19 protein-coding genes are annotated in these 18,514 nt (G+C 38.2%); 11 read left to right on the plus strand and 8 right to left on the minus strand.

Annotated elements, in window-relative coordinates; translation table 11 throughout:
* The first annotated feature begins 2 nt into the window (after nucleotides 1–2).
* Nucleotides 3–575, plus strand: coding sequence for a class D sortase (locus tag CW370_RS16720; protein ID WP_024572641.1), 573 nt, complete (start codon nucleotides 3–5; stop codon nucleotides 573–575).
* Between the two features lie 142 nt (nucleotides 576–717).
* Here CW370_RS16720 and CW370_RS16725 read toward each other — a convergent pair whose 3' ends face one another.
* Nucleotides 718–1,746: a fatty acid desaturase gene (locus CW370_RS16725; protein WP_024572642.1), complete on the minus strand. Its 1,029-nt coding sequence runs from the start codon at nucleotides 1,744–1,746 to the stop codon at nucleotides 718–720.
* 139 nt (nucleotides 1,747–1,885) lie between these two features.
* Here CW370_RS16725 and CW370_RS21840 point away from each other — a divergent pair, with 139 nt between their 5' ends.
* Nucleotides 1,886–2,032 carry a molecular chaperone TorD family protein gene (locus CW370_RS21840; RefSeq protein WP_426672267.1) on the plus strand — a complete coding sequence of 49 codons (147 nt, stop codon included), beginning with the start codon at nucleotides 1,886–1,888 and terminating at the stop codon, nucleotides 2,030–2,032.
* Nucleotides 2,033–2,452: 420 nt separating this feature from the next.
* Nucleotides 2,453–2,653 carry a cold shock protein CspC gene (gene cspC, locus CW370_RS16730; protein WP_003234247.1) on the plus strand — a complete coding sequence of 67 codons (201 nt, stop codon included), beginning with the start codon at nucleotides 2,453–2,455 and terminating at the stop codon, nucleotides 2,651–2,653.
* A 684-nt stretch (nucleotides 2,654–3,337) separates the two neighbouring features.
* Here cspC and CW370_RS16735 read toward each other — a convergent pair.
* From CW370_RS16735 to CW370_RS16750, 3 genes are all read right to left on the minus strand, one after another.
* The gene (locus CW370_RS16735) at nucleotides 3,338–3,799 is read right to left on the minus strand and encodes a CarD family transcriptional regulator (RefSeq protein ID WP_024572643.1); all 462 of its coding nucleotides are present in this window, start codon (nucleotides 3,797–3,799) and stop codon (nucleotides 3,338–3,340) included.
* Between the two features lie 570 nt (nucleotides 3,800–4,369).
* Nucleotides 4,370–5,254 carry a DMT family transporter gene (locus CW370_RS16745; protein ID WP_024572644.1) on the minus strand — a complete coding sequence of 295 codons (885 nt, stop codon included), beginning with the start codon at nucleotides 5,252–5,254 and terminating at the stop codon, nucleotides 4,370–4,372.
* Between the two features lie 230 nt (nucleotides 5,255–5,484).
* The gene (locus tag CW370_RS16750; protein WP_024572645.1) at nucleotides 5,485–6,360 is read right to left on the minus strand and encodes an AraC family transcriptional regulator; all 876 of its coding nucleotides are present in this window, start codon (nucleotides 6,358–6,360) and stop codon (nucleotides 5,485–5,487) included.
* Nucleotides 6,361–6,472: 112 nt separating this feature from the next.
* Here CW370_RS16750 and CW370_RS16755 point away from each other — a divergent pair, with 112 nt between their 5' ends.
* Nucleotides 6,473–7,432, plus strand: coding sequence for a DMT family transporter (locus CW370_RS16755; protein WP_015715286.1), 960 nt, complete (start codon nucleotides 6,473–6,475; stop codon nucleotides 7,430–7,432).
* A gap of 122 nt (nucleotides 7,433–7,554) precedes the next feature.
* On the opposite strand, the gene CW370_RS16760 is transcribed toward CW370_RS16755, so the two are convergent.
* The gene (locus CW370_RS16760; protein ID WP_024572646.1) at nucleotides 7,555–8,433 is read right to left on the minus strand and encodes an AraC family transcriptional regulator; all 879 of its coding nucleotides are present in this window, start codon (nucleotides 8,431–8,433) and stop codon (nucleotides 7,555–7,557) included.
* A 225-nt stretch (nucleotides 8,434–8,658) separates the two neighbouring features.
* Here CW370_RS16760 and CW370_RS16765 point away from each other — a divergent pair, with 225 nt between their 5' ends.
* The 4 genes from CW370_RS16765 to CW370_RS16780 all read left to right on the plus strand — a co-directional run bounded on the left by CW370_RS16765 (nucleotide 8,659) and on the right by CW370_RS16780 (nucleotide 12,903).
* Nucleotides 8,659–10,047: an aminotransferase-like domain-containing protein gene (locus CW370_RS16765; RefSeq protein ID WP_024572647.1), complete on the plus strand. Its 1,389-nt coding sequence runs from the start codon at nucleotides 8,659–8,661 to the stop codon at nucleotides 10,045–10,047.
* A gap of 109 nt (nucleotides 10,048–10,156) precedes the next feature.
* Nucleotides 10,157–11,449 carry an MFS transporter gene (locus tag CW370_RS16770; protein ID WP_024572648.1) on the plus strand — a complete coding sequence of 431 codons (1,293 nt, stop codon included), beginning with the start codon at nucleotides 10,157–10,159 and terminating at the stop codon, nucleotides 11,447–11,449.
* A 246-nt stretch (nucleotides 11,450–11,695) separates the two neighbouring features.
* Nucleotides 11,696–12,070: a hypothetical protein gene (locus CW370_RS16775; protein ID WP_014478947.1), complete on the plus strand. Its 375-nt coding sequence runs from the start codon at nucleotides 11,696–11,698 to the stop codon at nucleotides 12,068–12,070.
* A gap of 239 nt (nucleotides 12,071–12,309) precedes the next feature.
* The gene (locus CW370_RS16780) at nucleotides 12,310–12,903 is read left to right on the plus strand and encodes a YdeI/OmpD-associated family protein (RefSeq protein ID WP_024572649.1); all 594 of its coding nucleotides are present in this window, start codon (nucleotides 12,310–12,312) and stop codon (nucleotides 12,901–12,903) included.
* A 354-nt stretch (nucleotides 12,904–13,257) separates the two neighbouring features.
* On the opposite strand, the gene CW370_RS16785 is transcribed toward CW370_RS16780, so the two are convergent.
* Nucleotides 13,258–13,917 (minus strand): hypothetical protein, encoded by a 660-nt coding sequence (locus tag CW370_RS16785; RefSeq protein ID WP_024572650.1) that lies wholly within the window; start codon nucleotides 13,915–13,917, stop codon nucleotides 13,258–13,260.
* 198 nt (nucleotides 13,918–14,115) lie between these two features.
* Here CW370_RS16785 and CW370_RS16790 point away from each other — a divergent pair, with 198 nt between their 5' ends.
* Nucleotides 14,116–14,439: a hypothetical protein gene (locus CW370_RS16790; protein ID WP_019712429.1), complete on the plus strand. Its 324-nt coding sequence runs from the start codon at nucleotides 14,116–14,118 to the stop codon at nucleotides 14,437–14,439.
* Between the two features lie 295 nt (nucleotides 14,440–14,734).
* Here the strand turns inward: CW370_RS16790 and CW370_RS16795 are convergent, their stop codons facing one another.
* Nucleotides 14,735–15,010: an HPr family phosphocarrier protein gene (locus CW370_RS16795; protein ID WP_024572651.1), complete on the minus strand. Its 276-nt coding sequence runs from the start codon at nucleotides 15,008–15,010 to the stop codon at nucleotides 14,735–14,737.
* A gap of 318 nt (nucleotides 15,011–15,328) precedes the next feature.
* Between CW370_RS16795 and CW370_RS16800 the strand changes: the two genes are divergently transcribed.
* Nucleotides 15,329–15,874, plus strand: a complete 546-nt coding sequence (locus CW370_RS16800) for a TetR/AcrR family transcriptional regulator (RefSeq protein WP_024572652.1) — start codon at nucleotides 15,329–15,331, stop codon at nucleotides 15,872–15,874.
* Between the two features lie 168 nt (nucleotides 15,875–16,042).
* Here CW370_RS16800 and CW370_RS16805 read toward each other — a convergent pair whose 3' ends face one another.
* A complete protein-coding gene (locus CW370_RS16805; RefSeq protein ID WP_003234225.1) occupies nucleotides 16,043–16,906 on the minus strand; it encodes a DMT family transporter in 864 nt (287 codons plus the stop codon).
* A 153-nt stretch (nucleotides 16,907–17,059) separates the two neighbouring features.
* On the opposite strand from CW370_RS16805, the gene pdxR reads away from it, so the two are divergent.
* Entirely contained in the window at nucleotides 17,060–18,451 is a 1,392-nt protein-coding gene (gene pdxR / locus CW370_RS16810) for a MocR-like pyridoxine biosynthesis transcription factor PdxR (RefSeq protein WP_024572353.1), read from the plus strand.
* The last annotated feature ends 63 nt before the right edge of the window (nucleotides 18,452–18,514 follow it).

Consider the following 18,514-nt stretch of genomic DNA (forward strand, 5'->3'; position numbering starts at 1 on the left):
GCATGAAGAAATATCTTCCTATATTCATCATTATTGCTGGACTCGTTTTTGTAGGTTACGGAGTCTGGGAAGTGGTGGACATCAGTCATAAGACAGAACAAACTTTAGATGAGGCAAAACTTGCATTAAAGAGCCCTTCTGGAAAAAATGAAGGCTCAGATAAAGAAGGATTTAAGCCTAAGTTCGGAGAGGCAGTTGGCATTCTGGAGATTCCTAAAATCAACGCAGAGCTTCCGATAGTAGAGGGAACCGATGCGGATGATCTGGAAAAAGGAGTCGGCCATTACAAAGGAAGCTATTATCCAGATGAAAACGGACAAATTGTTCTATCAGGCCATCGGGATACCGTCTTCCGCCGAACAGGAGAACTAAAAAAAGGTGATCAATTAAAGATTCTGCTTCCGTATGGGAGTTTTCAGTATAAAATTGAGAACATGAAAATTGTCGATAAAAATGATACTTCCATTATTACGTTGCAGCATAGTGAAGAGGAGCTCATTCTAACTACGTGTTATCCATTTTCATACATTGGAAATGCTCCAAAGCGATATATCATTTATGGAAAGCGGATATGAGAACAAAGATTAGGCTGACGATCATTTTCGTCAGCCTTTTTATAATAAGGAAGAGATTAAAATTCTTAATCAATATAGATGATAAAGTAAAGATATTCATTGTTTTGACTGTCCCTTATCATCCATTATGGGGGAGTTTATTTTAATCCGTTGTTAGCCGCGCCGATACTTGGCTTTTAGAAGCTTTTTTTAAGTGGCTAAAACCAACAAATTTTTTGCCTTCTTCATCCCATAGGCGGAACTTTAACGACTTAAGGCTTGTTGCCAGTGTAATGGTCGGAACGTTTTGCAATGGTTCAGTGTTGTTATGCACTTTTTCAAGCTTATAGTTTGGGACTCTCGGGCTTAAATGATGAACATGATGAAAACCGATATTGCCTGTTAGCCACTGCATGACTTTTGGAAGCTTATAAAAAGAGCTTCCTTCAACTGCTGCTTTTACATATTCCCAATGCTCATCTTCTTCAAAATAAGAATCCTCAAACGTATGTTGAATATAAAACATCCAAATTCCGAGAGAGCCTGATATCATAAAAATCGGCACCTGAACCAGCAGGAAGTTTTGCCAGCCAATAGCCCAACATAAAAGTGCTGCCAAAGCGACGATCCCCAGGTTCGTTACATACGTATTCATCCGTTCTTTGCGTTTTGCCCCTTTTCGATTAAAACGATTGGCAATCCCGAAAACGTAAATCGGCCCAATAATAAACATAACAAACGGATTTCTGTACAATCGGTACATTATTTTTGTCTTAGTTGAGGCTTTCTTATATTCATCAACCGTCAGTACCCAAATATCGCCTGTACCGCGTTTGTCCAGATTGCTGCTTGTCGCATGATGGACAGAATGGTCGTGTGCCCAATGATCAAAAGGATGCAGAGTCAGAATTCCTGTTAATGTTCCAAGGATTCGATTCGCCTTTCTGTTCTTAAAAAAGGAATAGTGGCAGCAATCATGAAAGATGATGAAGGTTCTCACTAAAAAACCTGCCGCAACAACAGAAATCGCTAATGTAAGGAAATAAGAAATCGACAAGCTCTTATATGCCAAACACCATAATAGGAAAAATGGCACCAATGTGTTAATGATTTGACAAATGCTTTTGTGTAAATCGGACTTTTCATAAGGTGTAACCAGTTTTCTCAAAGTCCTTAGGTTTTGTTCTTTCATATTAAAAAGTTTCCCCTTCCCTGGTGATCTTCTAAGTGTAGAAAACGTTTTATAGCCTTAGAAGGCCTAACGTTATACACCTCATATATGATAAGTATTCTCCCCATTCATCTGTAAAATTATTGGAAATAATAAACTGATTTCCAGTTTATTATTAGCAGAGTCAGCCGGGATACAAAAGGCGTATGAAGATTATACCCAGCACTTTATTGGGTCAAACTCTCTCAATGCTCCCCCATGGGGATCGATTTATTTGACCGTGAACATTGATTGTTTGAGGAAATAAGGAATGAAGTAATGGGTATATCCATGAGTGACTGTTTGGAAACATCTGCAGAAACAAAGTTTTACAAGTGAACAGCCCTGCTTTTAAAAGATTATCTTGCTCTTGAACAAGAAACAGCTGAGCTAAGTACTATTAAGCAAAGAAAAAGGTTTGAAGCCACTCGTGATTCACTTTTCACGGTGTTTTCAAACCAAAGTTTTTAATAGGTCTCTTATTCTGCGCTGGTATACACCTGTTTAACAAATAATGCCATGAATAAATCGGAAATATAATTTGCAGTTATTTCCGATTCCTGATATAATAAAGAAGAATTATTTTTGTTCGGTGTAAAGGATAGTATGAAGATTGACTTTTCGTCTTGATGATACTTTGGGCAAGGATAGTATATACTGTGTGGTTACACACTAGGAGGCAACAAAAATGGAACAAGGTACAGTTAAATGGTTTAATGCAGAAAAAGGTTTTGGCTTTATCGAACGCGAAAATGGAGACGATGTATTCGTACACTTTTCTGCAATCCAAAGTGACGGATTCAAATCTTTAGACGAAGGTCAAAAAGTATCGTTTGACGTTGAGCAAGGTGCTCGTGGAGCTCAAGCTGCTAACGTTCAAAAAGCTTAATCTTCAATCGTTTATACAAACAGGCTCTTTATATAGGGCCTGTTTTTTTATGTCTATATCATACTCAATAAAAAACCCTACTCAACGTTCGAGTAGGGAGATGCTACAAGGTAATAGAAAAAGATTTAAAACTTCAAAGGTTTGTTTACAGTATAACATACTGGATTGACAATATGCGGAATGTATATAAAATATTTAATTTTTTGTTCAAGCATAGATAACTCTTTTTTTCACTAACCTGTTCGTTAATTTAAGTATAGATGAATTATAAAAATGGTTTCATCTAGATGTTATCAACTCGCATATCTCTTTTATGAGAAGAAGATAAACAATTATTATTCAATGTGGCAGTGGATATAAGAAATTCTTAAAAATAATGAGGAGATCGATTGTTTTTTTCTTCTGGAAATAATCACTTAGAGATACCTAAAACAATGAAAGCCCTACCTCTCTTCCATCCTTACGGCTCCTTGTCAGTGCCAGTGTGAATCAGATACTAAAAACAAGTGACTATTTTATTTAATTTTTTGGTAAAACTTCAATCTTCGCAGAAGAAATGTAAATAATAAAATGGATTAGAATGTAGGAATAACAAAAGAGGTCGTTAATGTTCTAAACATAAGTTGGAGAAGATTTGCTTTTCATCATAATATTCCGAAATATTTTTTGGGAACAATACACTATCTAACCGAAACTTTTTATTTGCTTTTCAGTGATTCCTTTAATTACTTCCAGTTCACTAATCAAAAATTCATATGCATTATCCAGCATTTTTTTTTCGCTTGCATTAAGTGCTTTTTCTTTCTTCATACGCATTAAATCACGTACAACTTCAGCGCCTTCTTGTATTTCACCCGTTTTTATTTTGTCCGTGTTTATTTTATACCTTTGCTTCCATGGCAGTAACCTATCTGATTCTCCATGCTGAAAAATGTGCATAATGTGTTTTAATGCAAGTATATCGGTAACTGGTCGTATATTCGAACTCAATATTTTACGCGTTGGAATCATAACTGTCATATTACTGATTGACATTCTTATGACATAATACTGTTGTTTTTCCTCTAAGAATTCTTTTTCTTCTATGGCTTCAATTATACCTGCTCCGTGCATTGGATAAACAATGTTATCGCCAATTTGAAACATATCATCCACCTCCATATATGGTAACCTTCTTAAGATTACCATATATGGAGGTGGAATATCAAACTTTTAATAATAACATGATCGAATTTTTGATGTCAATAACTTTTTTGAAAAAACAGATCAAGCAAAAACAATAGGGAACGTGTCGGATTTCCAATCAGGAAAAGGTCAATTGATCCGTGTGAGCAGTTTTTCATTGGCTCAATGACATCACAGAAATATTTGAGTAGAAATAAGAAGGAACGATATTTGTGAAATGTCAGCTAAAAATATTAAAAGCACATGATTAAGTTCTAATTTCTATACCGATTTGATATGGATAACGGCCCACTTACTTAATGATGCATTATCACTTATCTTGCGAACAGAAAAAGGTTTGTTGATAAACATTTAGCCACCAAATTGGCATTATTATCAGGGAAATTGACAACCTTCAGATGGGTATTGAGGCGAGAAGAAAAATAAAGAAAGGAGAGATTATAAATGAAGACCAGAACAAAAAGAAGTAAAGGGGAAAGAACAAGGTTAATTGAAAAGCAAACTATATAAAATAGTTTGCTTTTCTTTTTGTTATGACTTCACTTCTTTTTCTTTCTCTTTAATGACTAATAAAACACCGCTCAGAATTAAAAACGAACCTATCCAAAATGTCCCGCCTATTTGTTCTCCCAGCAGAATCCATCCGAGTAAGGTTCCAACCAGAGGCTGAAAAAAGAAAAAGAGGCCTCCACTTGAGGCATTTAATAATTGTAAGCCGCGGTTCCACAATAAAAAAGCACAAGCGGTTGAAACAATTCCCAAATACAAAAGACCACCTAGAATTTTAGGGTCATGCAGTTGTGGCGTGAAAATCGTGCTAGGTTTTACAAAAGGAGTTAGTGCCACAATGGCCACAAAAGTTGAATACGTGGTAACAAGTATAGGCGAATAGCTGTTTGGCACGCGTTTGATAAGCACTGACATCAGTGCCCATGTAAGTGCTGCAACAAGCAGAGAAATACCGCCAAGCTGATTAGAGGTATCAATATGTCCGTTTCCAACTATAAATAATACGCCTGTGGTTGCTAAAATTATTGAAGTTCCTTTTTTTATATTCAATGGTTCTTTAAGTAATAGACGAGCAAAAATAACCATGAACGCTGGTGTGGAGGACGTAATAATTGCTCCCATTTGTGCTGAAGACAACATCGTTCCATATTCTTGTGTAACAATTGAAATGGTGTTGCCAACAATTCCAATGGCCACAATTAATAAAAGATCGCGCTTATGAATTTTCCAAGATTGTTTCCTTATTAAACCAACAATAAGAAGCGCAAGGATAGCGATGACGTACCTGATCCAAACCAATTCAAAAGGCGGAATTACTGCGACAACAACCTTAACCACAACATACATGCCACCCCAGATACTAGCGGCTAAAGCTAAATATATAGAACCTAACAGGGTATTTTTCATTTTTTTGTTCCCTCCGTATTTAAAATTAGGTCAATAAATGCCCTAACGGAGAGAAGTAGTCACTTTACTCCATTAAGGGCAGAGAAGTGCTACTGGAACATCATTTTCAAATAGTGGAGCTAAAAACATGTTATGATCACCTCGATTTTTAAGAATGACTATCATTATACAATGTTGGTTTTAAAGCCGTAAACACCTTAAGGGGACTCCATTTAATAATAGAATAAACTTTATAAATTCATTTTTTTGTATGATAATGGCGTCATATTCATCGCTTGTTGAAATTTACTTATGAAATAACTGGTACTGTTAAATCCAACTTGATAAGACACTTCTGTCACATTAGATTCAGGGTGTTGCAGTAATAATAAGCTTTTTTGAATTCTATAATCCATTACATAACGTAATGGCGTCTTATTCAGCATTCGTTTAAAATAACGGCAGCACTCAGAACGGCTCAGTTGGCCAGCTTTTGCAATGTCCTCTAATGTGATTTTTTCAGCATAATGGAGATGGATCCAGTTTAACATTTGTTTCATTCGATGACTTTTTATCATTTCAGATTGATCGTACTCTAATTGAAAACCATTAACGACCAGGTTTTTCCACATTAACGTTAATTGCATCGTAATGTCAATCTCATACAGCGATGTCTTTTGTTGAATCAATTGATTTATTTTTTTAACAGCATCTAGAATATTTTTTGCCCACTGTTGATTTCCATCCAAAAATAAATAGGACAAATTGGTTGAAAACATATAGGGCTGAACATAGCTTGAATACAGTTCCTGAGATAAAACGAAATGGGGTGACACATTCAAGCAAATATACGTACAATCCGAGCCTTCCTTTTCTTCGGCCATGTGCAGGCAGCCACTATTGATAAATAATCCATCCCCTTCGTGAACCTCTATTTTTTCTTCATTTATTTGAAAGAGAGCTATCCCTTTTAGTATCAAAACAAATTGGATTTCATCATGCCAATGAAGCGGAATATAGCCATTTATATTTTGATTGATCGTTGTCTTGTAACAGGCAACTGGTAATTCTACCGTTCGGTGCTCTGTTAATTCTTTTAAATTTTGATCGATCACAAAATTCTTCATTCTGACTTCTCACCTCAATATATTTATATTTTTTCATTCAATTTGAGTATTTTTTATCATGTTTTGCATTTATTATAACACTATTATTATATTTATTAGTGAGGAGTCATGTATGAATACTTCCAATAGAAGAATGGGATTGTTCTATGTTATAACAGGGGCGACATGTTGGGGAATTGGAGGCACAGTAGCCAAAAAACTTTTTCAAGAATATCAAATTGATGTCAATTGGCTTGTAACGACACGCTTGCTTACGGCTGGAATGTTACTTTTAATGCTGCAACTGTTCAGAAAGGATCGGTCTCAGGTTATTGAGGTTTGGAAAAACAAAGCGTCGGCTGGCCAGCTTCTTATTTTTGGCCTATTGGGAATGCTAGCTGTGCAGTACACATATATGGCATCCATTCAACATGGGAATGCTGCCGTTGCTACATTATTGCAATATTTATCCCCAGTAATCGTCATTATCTACACGCTTTTGCGAAAACAAACGGTTCTTACCAAACAAGATATCATTACTGTTGTACTTGCTTTAGTGGGTTGCTTTTTTTTGTTAACAAATGGTTCAATATCTCAACTTTCAGTGCCGGCAGCTGCAGTAGTATGGGGAGTTTTATCAGGATTCGCGGCAGCTTTTTATACTTTATATGCCGTTGGTTTATTACATAAATTTGATTCTCTTGTCGTTGTAGGTTGGGCTATGATTATTGGCGGTTTTGCATTGGGTTTTATCCATCCGCCATGGCAACTGGATTTTCAACGATTAACTGCTGAGGCGTATGCATATATTTTATTTGTGATATTATTTGGAACAATGATTGCGTTCTGGTTCTTCATAAAAAGCTTGGAAAGCCTTTCTCCCAAAGAAACAAGCCTATTAGGCAGCTTAGAACCTCTATCCGCTGTTGTAACAACTGTCGTTTGGTTAAAAGCGCCATTTGGTTCTTTTCAATGGATTGGTGCTATTTGTATTATAGGGATAACTTTAATATTGGCTTTACATAAAGAGCCTTCTATGCAGAGTGAAAAATCTTTATTAAAGATTAGGAATCATGCAAATCGGGATATATAAGGGCTTTTTTTGCTTACATGAACGGTCCGGCAATGAAAAACACTGGTGGAGTTTGAGCCCTCTCGGCAGTATCAAAAAGACCAAGGGTTTTGACGCCCTTGGTATTCTTTCTTCAAGAACCTTCAATTCTTCTTCTTTGTAATTGGTATCCAAATTTCACTTTTAAAAGATGGTGATGTTACATCCTTATGCTCGTTCCACAATATTTCTGGACCTTCTATTTGTTCGTAATTTGACGATGGAAACCATTCGGAATAAATACGTCCCCATACTTCTTGCAGTGTATCCGGAAATGGCCCGATTGATTCGAATACAGCCCACGTAGAGGCAGGAACTTCAAGCCTTGAGAAGTTATCTGGACACTGTTTCGTTGTGGCTGCGCCAATATAGTGATCGAGCTCTCCGTTTTCCTCTGTCCGACCTTCAGAAAAATTCGTGGATGCACTAATGAGGCCTGATGGTGCTACATTAGAAAGCTCTTTTAGTTTATTTATTGCTTTTTCATCTAAACTTTCCCACATAGATGCAATCTCCGGATTAATCCCTTTAAAAATAATAGGAACTCTTTTTTTAATGCCAACGATGCGAAATGCCTCTTTTTCTTCAATACGGTAGTTCATTTCATTTCCTCCTTTAATTGTTAGCTGGAAGGTCATTCGTGGATAAGCTTTAAGGGGATGGCCATTAAGTCTGGCTTTTGATGGGTTTATGCCATGTAAATTTTGGAATGCCCGTGCAAAAGAATCAGGTGAGTTATAACCGTACTTTATTGCAATATCAATCACTTTTACATTGCTGTCTTTCAGTTCAAAAGCTGCAAGAGTAAGACGTCTGCGACGAATATATTCCGATAATGAAATACCTGCAAGGAAGGAAAACATCCTTTTAAAATGATATTCAGAGCAGAAAGCAAGCTTTGCTGCCTTTTGAAAATCAATATCATTAGTGAGGTTTTCTTCAATATACTTTAACGCCCTATTCATACTTTTAAGCAAATCCATTTATTTGGCCTCCTTTAACCAAAGAATAACAGGAGTGAAATGTATTTATCCGACATTCTGTGCACAGTTTTGCAGGATGACTTATATGAAATAAAGTAAGTGATTCACTTGTATTTGTACAGGTTTTATTGAAGCATGCTGTTCATAAAAAGGCATCAATATAGAAAGTTATAATTGTCTTATAAGCAGCACATTCATATAATTGAGTGAAAAAGGATGCGTATCATGCCTATCAATTCTTTTGAAAATTATCCGATGAGCTGGAAGCCATCGATTGATAAAGCTGAAAAGCCTATTTATAAAGCACTTGCAGGGCAATTGGAACAGGATATTTTAAACGGAGTTTTATTACCTGGAACAAAACTTCCTCCACAGCGAGAATTGGCCGATTATTTAGATTTAAATGTGAGTACGATTTCAAAAGCATTTAAAGTGTGTGAGTTAAAGGGGTTGTTAAGTGCGACTGTAGGGAGCGGCACATTTGTATCGTATGATGCGTTATCGAATTCGTATTTACTTGAGGATACAAAGCCGAAACATTTAATTGAAATGGGAGCAATACTTCCAGATCACGCTTCCTATGAGCCCTTGTTACACCAACTAAAAAACATGGTTCAGGAGGAGGATTATGAAAAATGGTTTAGCTATGGCCGGGCAGGTGAAAGCCTTTGGCAAAAAGATGCAGCTGTAAAGCTCATCCAAAGAGGCGGGTTTGAAACAACTGTTGAACACATTTTATTTGCAAATGGGGGACAAAATGCGATTGCCGCGACTTTGGCGAGTCTTTGTAAGCCTGGAGACCGCATCGGTGTTGACCATCATACGTACCCTGGATTAAAAACTGTTGCATCATTGCTTAGTGTGCAAATCGTACCGATAAAATCAGAAAACGATGAAATGAGTCCGGAGTCACTTGAATATGCGTGTAAAAACGAAAATATTAAAGGTATGTATTTGATCCCGGATTATCATAATCCGACGACTTCCTTTATGTCTGTTGAGAATCGAAGAATGGTTGCAGACATTGCAAAGAAATATAATCTATTTGTTATTGAAGATGCATCGTACCATCTTCTCAACAAAAATCCGCTTCCGGCACTCGCCTCATTCGCACCGCAACAGGTTATCCATATTGCAAGTTTATCAAAATCGTTAGCGCCAGGTCTGCGTTTGGCTTATGTAGCAGTGCCGAGACAATATAAGGAGCCAATATCAAAGGCGCTTTATAATTTAAATATAACCGTTTCCCCGCTATTAGCTGAACTTACTGCTCGCACGATTGTATCAAATCAATTTGAAGTCTTAATTGAGAGTCATCGTGAACAAACCATTCGCAGAAATCAACTCGTAAACCGATATGTTGCGGGATATACATGTTTAGGTGTTGAAACAGGCATTTTTCGTTGGTTGTTGTTACCGGGTAAAATGTCTGGTGCCGAATTTGAAGAGTTGGCTGCTCGACATGGCGTGCAAGTGTATGCGGCTGAACGCTTTGTAGTGGGAAATAGTTGTCCTGAAAGGGCTGTAAGGGTTTCTGTCTGTGCACCAAAAACACTTGAAGAGCTTGAACAAGGATTAATGATCCTGAGACGTTTGCTAGACGATCTTACCTAATATTGTTTGCCATACAATTATGACATTGTATGGCTTTTTTGTGCGTGTTATGATGATCCACATCTAGAGGGAGGTTTATACAAAATTGGCTTTTAGAAAGGAAGGTCAGATGATGTTAGACAAGGACAGCGTAAAAGCAATAGATGTTCAAACTGCTTCATTACAAAGCTACATCAGTTCACCAGAAAAACAAAAATCGTTATACAAGCGTACACTATTCGTTGTGAGTATCTCACAAATTTTTGGCGGTGCGGGGCTGGCGGCAGGAGTGACTGTCGGTGCGCTTATTGCACAGCAAATGCTTGGCACTGATGCGTTTGCTGGTCTTCCTTCTGCTTTATTTACTTTAGGGTCAGCAGGATCTGCATTAATTGTTGGAAGACTTTCTCAACGTTATGGCCGTCGAACAGGTCTTTCAGCTGGCTTTATGATTGGCGGACTTGGAGCAATAGGCGTTATTATGGCAGCAATCATAAATAGTATTTTCTTGTTATTTATTTCATTGCTTATTTACGGTGCAGGTACAGCCACTAATTTACAGGCCCGTTATGCAGGTACAGACTTAGCAAATCATAAGCAGCGGGCGACTGCTGTTAGTATTACGATGGTTTTTACTACATTTGGCGCAGTGGCAGGTCCAAGCTTAGTGAATGTGATGGGGGATTTCGCTCTTTCTATTGGTGTTCCATCACTTGCTGGCCCTTTCATTTTAGCCGCCTCAGCATATATGTTAGCAGGTGTGGTCCTTTTCATTATGCTTCGTCCAGATCCATTAGTTATAGCAAAAACAATAGAAGCGGCAAATGAAGAGCCTGGTGATAAAGGACATTTGGCGGCAACTGAGCATACAGAAAACAAAAAAGGGATAATCGTTGGGGCAACAGTTATGGTTCTTACCCAAATAGTAATGGTAGCTATTATGACAATGACACCGGTTCATATGAGACATCATGGGCATGACTTGGGGGCAGTAGGGCTTGTTATTGGTTTTCATATAGGTGCTATGTATCTCCCTTCACTGGTTACAGGTGTTCTTGTAGATAGGTTGGGACGTACCGCAATGGCTATTTCCTCTGGAACAACGTTGCTTTTGGCAGGTGTAATAGCAGCATTTGCTCCGGGAGATTCTATGGTTCTTCTCGTCATTGCTCTTTCTTTACTGGGATTAGGGTGGAATTTTGGTTTGATAAGCGGGACTGCCCTTATTGTAGATTCAACTGATACTGCCACACGAGCTAAAACGCAGGGGACAGTGGATGTTCTGATTGCGTTGTCAGGGGCTGCTGGCGGAGCATTATCTGGAATGATTGTGGCAGGTTCAAGTTACCTAGCATTATCATTTACTGGAGGGATGTTGTCCTTATTACTCATTCCAGTGGTGGTATGGTTTAGGGGACGATAAAGGATAGGATTGTTTAATTTACATTAATTTGTTATATTGTTAGATAAAGTCTATTGCGTCGTCTAATAATCTAACTAACTATAGTTGCTCCATTAAATCTAAATCAGCAATTTTGGTATAAAGATTTGTGACCAGGATTCCTTATAGCTGTGTCACTCACTGCATATTCTTTAATTGAATCACATAAAATGGTTATCGGATTTGAAAAAGGCAGGATTACTCGCTTTAGGTAAAGGAGTCATAACGTTGTTAAAAAGGTTTTCTCTTGTTTTTGTTACACTAATGATGTCTATACTTGTTGTTTTAGCGGCCGCTAAAGAGTCGCCAGGAGATCATGTCATCTCATTTGATGAACCTCTTATCTTGATGATCTCAATTGGGATCGTTGTATTTTTATTTATCCCTCCATTAGTCATGTCCTTTTTTGGCAATTTGGTTGTAAGAATAATATCTGGTGTATACCAATGTTTTATCGTTTTCACTTTTCTGGGGCTCATTCCAATTGGATTTCTTATTCCCAATGGCTTTTTGACAATTCTAGTTTCTATTGCAGGAACTTTAGTCAGTATAGCTAGTGTTGCCGTAACCTTATGCATTGGCAAGAATAAAAAAGATATATAATAATCAAATTGTTATTTTTTCAGATTGTCAGTGGAATAATAAAACAAGATGAGAAGGCTTTGTGGGCCTTCTTTTTTTTTGTTGTTGCATCATCCCCACTTTAAGCTTAATCTATTGAATAATAAGAGAAGGAACCTATAGAAGAATAAAATAAATAACGAGATGTCAAAAATAAAACTGGACTTCATTATTGTGAATTCACGTAAATGTAAAAAGATTGGAAAGAGGGGAATTCCTTCATGACAAATAGCAGAACGAATCCGAAGGTTGATGAATTTTTAAGTAAAGCGAAAAAGTGGAAGGAAGAATTTGAGAAGTTGAGAACCATCATTCTTGACTGTGAGCTGACTGAAGATTTTAAGTGGATGCATCCTTGTTACACATACAATAATAAAAATGTCGTTTTAATACATGGGTTTAAAGAATATTGTGCGCTTCTGTTTCACAAAGGTGCCTTATTACAGGATGCCCATGGAATTCTCATTCAACAAACGGAGAATGTACAGGCGGCGCGCCAGATTCGGTTTACAAATGTTCAGGAAATAAATGAGCTAGAAAACATTTTGAAAGCCTATATTCACGAAGCCATTGAAGTTGAAAAAGCCGGTTTGAAAGTGGATGTTAACAAAAATATTGAATTGAACATTCCTGAAGAACTTCAAAATAAATTCGATGAAATCCCTGCCTTGAAAACTGCTTTTGAAGCATTGACCCCGGGACGGCAAAGAGCATACACTCTTTATTTTTCTCAAGCCAAACAATCCAAAACCCGAGAATCGAGAGTCGAAAAATATGTGCAAAAAATTCTCGATGGAAAGGGATTAAAGGATTAGCCCGCCAAGGTTCAGGCTAAAGGAATAGCATCATAGCGTAATAAGATACTTTCTATAGAAGAAAAAACAAGCATAGTAAGATGCTTGTTTTTTCTTAGGACAACATTCACTTACTGCTGAAATGCTTCTTTTGATTAACATTGTATGCCACTAGACAGCGTTATAAAATATTAATGCAACACCTAGAAATAGCTCAATGGTACGGCTCATCACATTTAGAATGCCTAGGAGAACTAATAGAACCGGAAGATTTTTCAGCAAGTTACTGCACTTCAAACTTTGTTTTTATATTAATGTATCTCATTTCCTTATTAACCACTTTTTACTAGTCGGATGCAGACAAACGAATACTGATTAATGAATCATCATGATATCAATGAGCCGCTTGATTTTTTCATTGTCACCTGTATCAACATACACTGTTTTTCTGTTTTTTATGATACTCTCAGTCACTTCCCGCATGACGCCTTTTTCTACATCATCAGCGGAATCCCAGCGTAAAGGCACATTATATACATGAATCGTGCCATCCCCATTGCCATGATAAGTGACTGATCCATCCACTAAACGAGAACCTGCTAACTGGGTCACATCTTCTGGATAGCTGGCACTTGTATCATCATTAGGATTAATTGGCTCGCCAGCCGAAATATGTCGAACATTTAATTCATCTATCTCTTGATTAGGTCCAAGTTGAAGCCAAACCCTGGCATATTCGATTTTTTCCGAAGAGTATGCTGCCAATACATTGTCTTCTTTGCTTTTCTCTTCTGCTGAAGAGGTCTCATTTGCAGCTTTTGTTGCGGATTCTTCTGATTCTGTTATTGGCTCCGATTCATCCTTGCGTATTTTGGTGCTGTCTTCAGTCTCAGTGTGTTTTTCGTCAGTTTGCACAGCAGAAGCTTGATTTGAAGGTTGATGTGCTTCTTCATCCTTACTGCCCGTACATCCAGCAAGCAAAATCATGAGCAGCAGGGCAGTAATACAAAAATATATCTTTCTGTGTTTCTTCATTCTTTCATTCATTCCTCCCTCTCCATTAACTCAGGTCAGCTTCATATATAAGTTTATGTATCTAAATATTACCATGGAATAGATAGGATGATATTGAAAACTGTTTAAGAAGAGGAAACGATCTTGAATAACATCGCGAAAACTTAAGAATTCTTAAGAAGTTTTGCCCCTTTTTCTGTGTTTTCAAGCGGGAACATGATGAAGGATTTAGAACGTAAATATCCAGAGTTGAAAAAATTATTGGAGACTTACAATTATAAGTTTTTGGCGCTGGGGATGATTTGTCCAATAGCTCCAACAGATGTCGTTTGTTTTTTATCGGCAGCTGTAGGAATCAAGTATACCACTTACATTTTAACGGTTATCGTTACGAATATCCCTTTATTGATATTTTCGAGTTTCATTGTGATCAATTTTAGTGAGTCATTAATGGGAACTGTATTGGTTGTCGCATCATTTGTTTTGGTTTCTATTGTATCCATTAAAATGTGGAACACCCTTAAGCATAAACGGAGCACATAGAAATGCCACGGGACTAACCATTTATAGCTTATAAGCACCTGTAGAGATTTAAGTTCTTTCGGTATCCAATAATACCAAGGGTATAACTGCCCTTGGTATTATGTTCTGCTGCACATATATAAACCCTCCATTTTCGTTTGTAGATCCTTTTTAATTTTTGTATTTTAGGTTGAATGATCACCAGAAGAAAAATGAACGCATGATCTGAAAAGCTGTTTTGTCGCAAAATAAATACCACCCCGATGATCAACGATAACAAACCCGCTACTACGATATATTGTGTGTCTGATTTTGATTACTGTATATAAGCGTTTTTTAGTAAATGCTCTTTCATTTTTTGTATAGCCTTCGCTTCGTCAGATCCATTTGCGTGTATATATATTTTGGTTCCGGGTTTAATTCCTAAATCCATAATATCCATTATGGATTTGGGTGATTGTTTGAGGTTAACAGTTTTCCCTTGGTATTCAAGAAAAATATCTGATGTAAACCGATGAGCTATACTGACTAACAGGGTAGCTGGTCGCGCAAACCCTGTTTCCTTAATGATCGTAAATTGTCTTTTAATCATTCTTCACCTCATTACATTCTGCCTCTTGACGGATTTATAGTTGGGCTGCAGATCAAATTTGAATTTAGAGTACCTTTAGGATAAGCGGTCTAATTTCATCGAAATAACACTCTTTCTTTGTGTTTACAAAATAATTCTCAACTAACTAAAATGGACAATGACTTCATTCGAGAAAAAAGCATGATTCACTAATCAACATTTGTTTATTATTGTAAATAAAAACTTGGTGTGTACAATGGTTACATTCAGGCGATTTGTTGATTATTCAACATTCCACTCTAAATTGTTGATTATCTTAAGAAAGTTTGGTGAAAAGCTATGTCCAAAGTGGATAGAAGAATAACCAAAAGCCAAGAGGCTATTAAAAGAGCTCTGATTGAGCTGATGACTGAAAAAAGTTTTGATCATATTACGATTAAGGAAATTTCTGAAAGGGCAAATGTAAACCGGGGAACAATCTATCTTCATTACTTAGATAAATTTGATCTATTAGAAAAAATTATGGAAGAGCATATAAACAATATGGGGGATTTTTGTGAGTCGGCAGCTGAAATGGACTGGATTGAATCGACTGTACACTGCATGGAATACCTTGAGAGTAATTATTTATTCTTTTCGACGATGTTAGCCAGTGAAGGCGCTCGATATTTTCGCAGTCAGTTCCTTAAGTTTAATATCGAAGAGTTCAGGAAAGATGTAGATGTAACGAAAGGCAAGAATTACGGCCAAAGTGAAGATGTCATTGTTGAATTTATAGCAAATGCTTACGTAGGGGTAGTGGAATGGTGGTTGAAAAACGAAATGCCTTACCCGCCTCGTGTCATGGCAGAAAAAGTGGGGGATTTGTTAGAGCGGATTTTATAATGGCGGCAGGTAAATGGGTGTTGCGAATCGTTAGGAACAAGAAGGTGACTTATTTGTCTAAGCGAGAGATTCAAGTCTCCTCGATTGCATACAAAATACCAAGGGTTGCTGGCCCTTGGTATTTTTATACTTTCATGCATTTTTGAAGTTTATGCTTAATGGTCTGCCTTACTTTGCAAATCGCCGAGCTGCGGCAACGCACATGATAACGGCGATATTCACTGCTACGAGTGCCCAGCCTACTTTCTCGTGCAGTATCACTGAGGCAAGCAGCAGTCCAAAAAAAGGCTGGAGAAGCTGGAGCTGCCCAACCGCTGCAATTCCCCCTTGGGCAAGACCTCGATACCAGAACACGAAGCCAATCAGCATGCTGAATAAGGATACATATGCAAGACTGAGCAGCGCGGGAACGCCGATCGCCGACCATGAGTCCGGCGTAAAAAAGAACGACAATGGCAGCATAAGAGGAAGCGACAGAACGAGTGCCCATGAGATCACCTGCCAATTCCCCAGACGCCGTGAAAGTTTGGCCCCTTCTGCATAACCAAGACCGCATACGACAATAGAAGCCAGCATGTACGCGTCGCCAAGCGGGGATGAACCTCCCCCCTGAATGAGGGCGAAACCTGCTACTAACAAGCTGCCGGCAGCTGAGAAAATCCAGAAGACGGGGCGAGGGCGTTCACCCCCGCGCAGTACGCCGAAGACTGCCGTTGCGAGTGGAAGAAGTCCAATGAAGACAATGGCGTGTGCGGATGTGACATGCTGAAGCGCTAAAGCTGTCAGCAACGGGAAACCAATCACTACGCCAAACGCTACCACTAATAATGAAATGAGGTCTCTTTTGGCAGGATGCTGCTGCCGGAAGATGAGAAGGAGACCTCCCGCCAGTACACCAGCTATCGCAGCGCGGCAAACGGTGAGAAATAACGGATCGAAGTCTGACACAGCCAAACGGGTCGCAGGCAGCGAGCCGCTGAAAATGAGTACGCCTATAAAACCATTTATCCAGCCATTTGTTGTTTTGTTCATTATAATCACTCCACATATCTTTCTTGTTCATTGTCTGTATTTTCTTAACAAAACCAGCAGCTAAGGATTACAATGACTATAAACTGGAATTGGCCTTTTTTAAACGGCCAGTTTTCATAAAAAAATGCATACCAGTTAGGAGACAACGTGCAAATGGATATCACGCCTTTTTTGAATAGAACTCTGGATATTCCGCTTTATCAGCAGCTTTATCAGTATTTTAAAGAAAATATGCATCGGGGCCGTATTCAAAAAGGAATGAAGCTTCCTTCAAAAAGACTCCTGGCGAATCAGCTTTCCATCAGCCAAACGACTGTAGAACGTGCCTATGAACAGCTCGTTGCTGAAGGTTATATTGTGAGCAAGCCAAGAAGCGGGTGGTTTGCTGATTATCATGATTCTGATTTTGCTTATGATAGAATGCCAAGCACAACACCCATTCAACAAGAAGCAGAAGAAAATAAACAATGGATTGATTTTCATTATGGAAATGTAGATTCTTCTTACTTCCCTTTTTCCGCATGGCGAAAAAGCATGGTCAATAGCTTAGACCAATATGGACACGAGCTTTATCGGCCGGGACATGTTTTAGGAGAGTTTGAGCTGAGAACACTCATTGCAGAGTACCTGTATCAATCTCGGGGGGTTCATTGCGGCCCTGAACAAGTGATTATAGGTGCCGGGAACCCTATTCTGCTGCAAATCTTGTGCCAAGTTTTTGAGCCGAATATTTCTATAGGGTATGAGGATCCTGGTTATCCAAGAGCACGCAAGATTTTTGAAGCCAACCGCATGAATATTGTTCCTATACCAGTCGATGATGAAGGAATCTGTATACAGAAGGTCAAAGAACAGCAGCCAAACCTTGTATATGTCACACCTTCCCATCAATTTACGCTGGGAACCATAATGACAATAAACAGAAGAATTCAGCTGCTCAAATGGGCGGCCGAAAATCAATCCTTTATCATAGAGGATGATTATGACGGAGAATTTAGGTACACAGGACAGCCGGTTCCTTCTCTTCAAGGGCTTGATCAGCATAACCGTGTCATTTATATGGGCACTTTTTCTAAGTCTCTTTTGCCCTCGCTGCGTATCAGCTATATGATTCTTCCTTCACCTCTTTTAAAAAAGGGGCATGAAATCACGTCCTTATATAAGCAAACAGTGTCCTGCCACAGTCAGCTAACCCTAGCTGAATTTATAAAAAATGGAGAGTGGCAAAAACACATCAACAGAATGAGAAAACTTTACCGCAAAAAAAGAGCCATTGTATTAGAGGCAGTGCAAAGGGAATTAGGAGAGCATGTCAGAATCCGCGGAGAAAACTCTGGGCTTCGTATCTTACTTGACGTTTATTTGCCATTTGGTGAAAAAGAGTTAATTGAGAAGGCGAAAAAACATGGAGTAAAAATTTATCCTGTTTCTCTTTCTTATCAAAATCATCCTCCTGCAAAAACGGTCTCGCTCGGGTTTGCAGGGGTTTCTGAATCCGACATAAGAGAAGGCATAAAAAAACTGAAGGCTGCCTGGAAGATATGAGGGAGCTTTCAGTTTAGCAAAACGGCCAAGTGACGGAACTAAGTGTTGAGAGCTGTTCAATAT

Source organism: Bacillus sp. SN32, assembly GCF_002837495.1.
In the GTDB taxonomy this organism is placed as follows: Bacteria; Bacillota; Bacilli; order Bacillales; family Bacillaceae; genus Bacillus; species Bacillus subtilis.

Excerpts from the sequence above, each read along its gene's own strand:
- CW370_RS16795 (WP_024572651.1), bottom strand. The coding sequence starts at position 15,010 with ATGATTAAAAGACAATTTACGATCATTAAGGAAACAGGGTTTGCGCGA.
- CW370_RS16780 (WP_024572649.1), top strand. The coding sequence starts at position 12,310 with ATGACAAATAGCAGAACGAATCCGAAGGTTGATGAATTTTTAAGTAAA.
- CW370_RS16790 (WP_019712429.1), top strand. The coding sequence starts at position 14,116 with ATGAAGGATTTAGAACGTAAATATCCAGAGTTGAAAAAATTATTGGAG.
- CW370_RS16805 (WP_003234225.1), bottom strand. The coding sequence starts at position 16,906 with ATGAACAAAACAACAAATGGCTGGATAAATGGTTTTATAGGCGTACTC.
- pdxR (WP_024572353.1), top strand. The coding sequence starts at position 17,060 with ATGGATATCACGCCTTTTTTGAATAGAACTCTGGATATTCCGCTTTAT.
- cspC (WP_003234247.1), top strand. The coding sequence starts at position 2,453 with ATGGAACAAGGTACAGTTAAATGGTTTAATGCAGAAAAAGGTTTTGGC.
- CW370_RS16770 (WP_024572648.1), top strand. The coding sequence starts at position 10,157 with ATGATGTTAGACAAGGACAGCGTAAAAGCAATAGATGTTCAAACTGCT.
- CW370_RS16725 (WP_024572642.1), bottom strand. The coding sequence starts at position 1,746 with ATGAAAGAACAAAACCTAAGGACTTTGAGAAAACTGGTTACACCTTAT.
- CW370_RS16755 (WP_015715286.1), top strand. The coding sequence starts at position 6,473 with ATGAATACTTCCAATAGAAGAATGGGATTGTTCTATGTTATAACAGGG.
- CW370_RS16745 (WP_024572644.1), bottom strand. The coding sequence starts at position 5,254 with ATGAAAAATACCCTGTTAGGTTCTATATATTTAGCTTTAGCCGCTAGT.
- CW370_RS16765 (WP_024572647.1), top strand. The coding sequence starts at position 8,659 with ATGCCTATCAATTCTTTTGAAAATTATCCGATGAGCTGGAAGCCATCG.
- CW370_RS16735 (WP_024572643.1), bottom strand. The coding sequence starts at position 3,799 with ATGTTTCAAATTGGCGATAACATTGTTTATCCAATGCACGGAGCAGGT.
- CW370_RS16750 (WP_024572645.1), bottom strand. The coding sequence starts at position 6,360 with ATGAAGAATTTTGTGATCGATCAAAATTTAAAAGAATTAACAGAGCAC.
- CW370_RS16720 (WP_024572641.1), top strand. The coding sequence starts at position 3 with ATGAAGAAATATCTTCCTATATTCATCATTATTGCTGGACTCGTTTTT.
- CW370_RS16800 (WP_024572652.1), top strand. The coding sequence starts at position 15,329 with ATGTCCAAAGTGGATAGAAGAATAACCAAAAGCCAAGAGGCTATTAAA.
- CW370_RS16785 (WP_024572650.1), bottom strand. The coding sequence starts at position 13,917 with ATGAAGAAACACAGAAAGATATATTTTTGTATTACTGCCCTGCTGCTC.
- CW370_RS16760 (WP_024572646.1), bottom strand. The coding sequence starts at position 8,433 with ATGGATTTGCTTAAAAGTATGAATAGGGCGTTAAAGTATATTGAAGAA.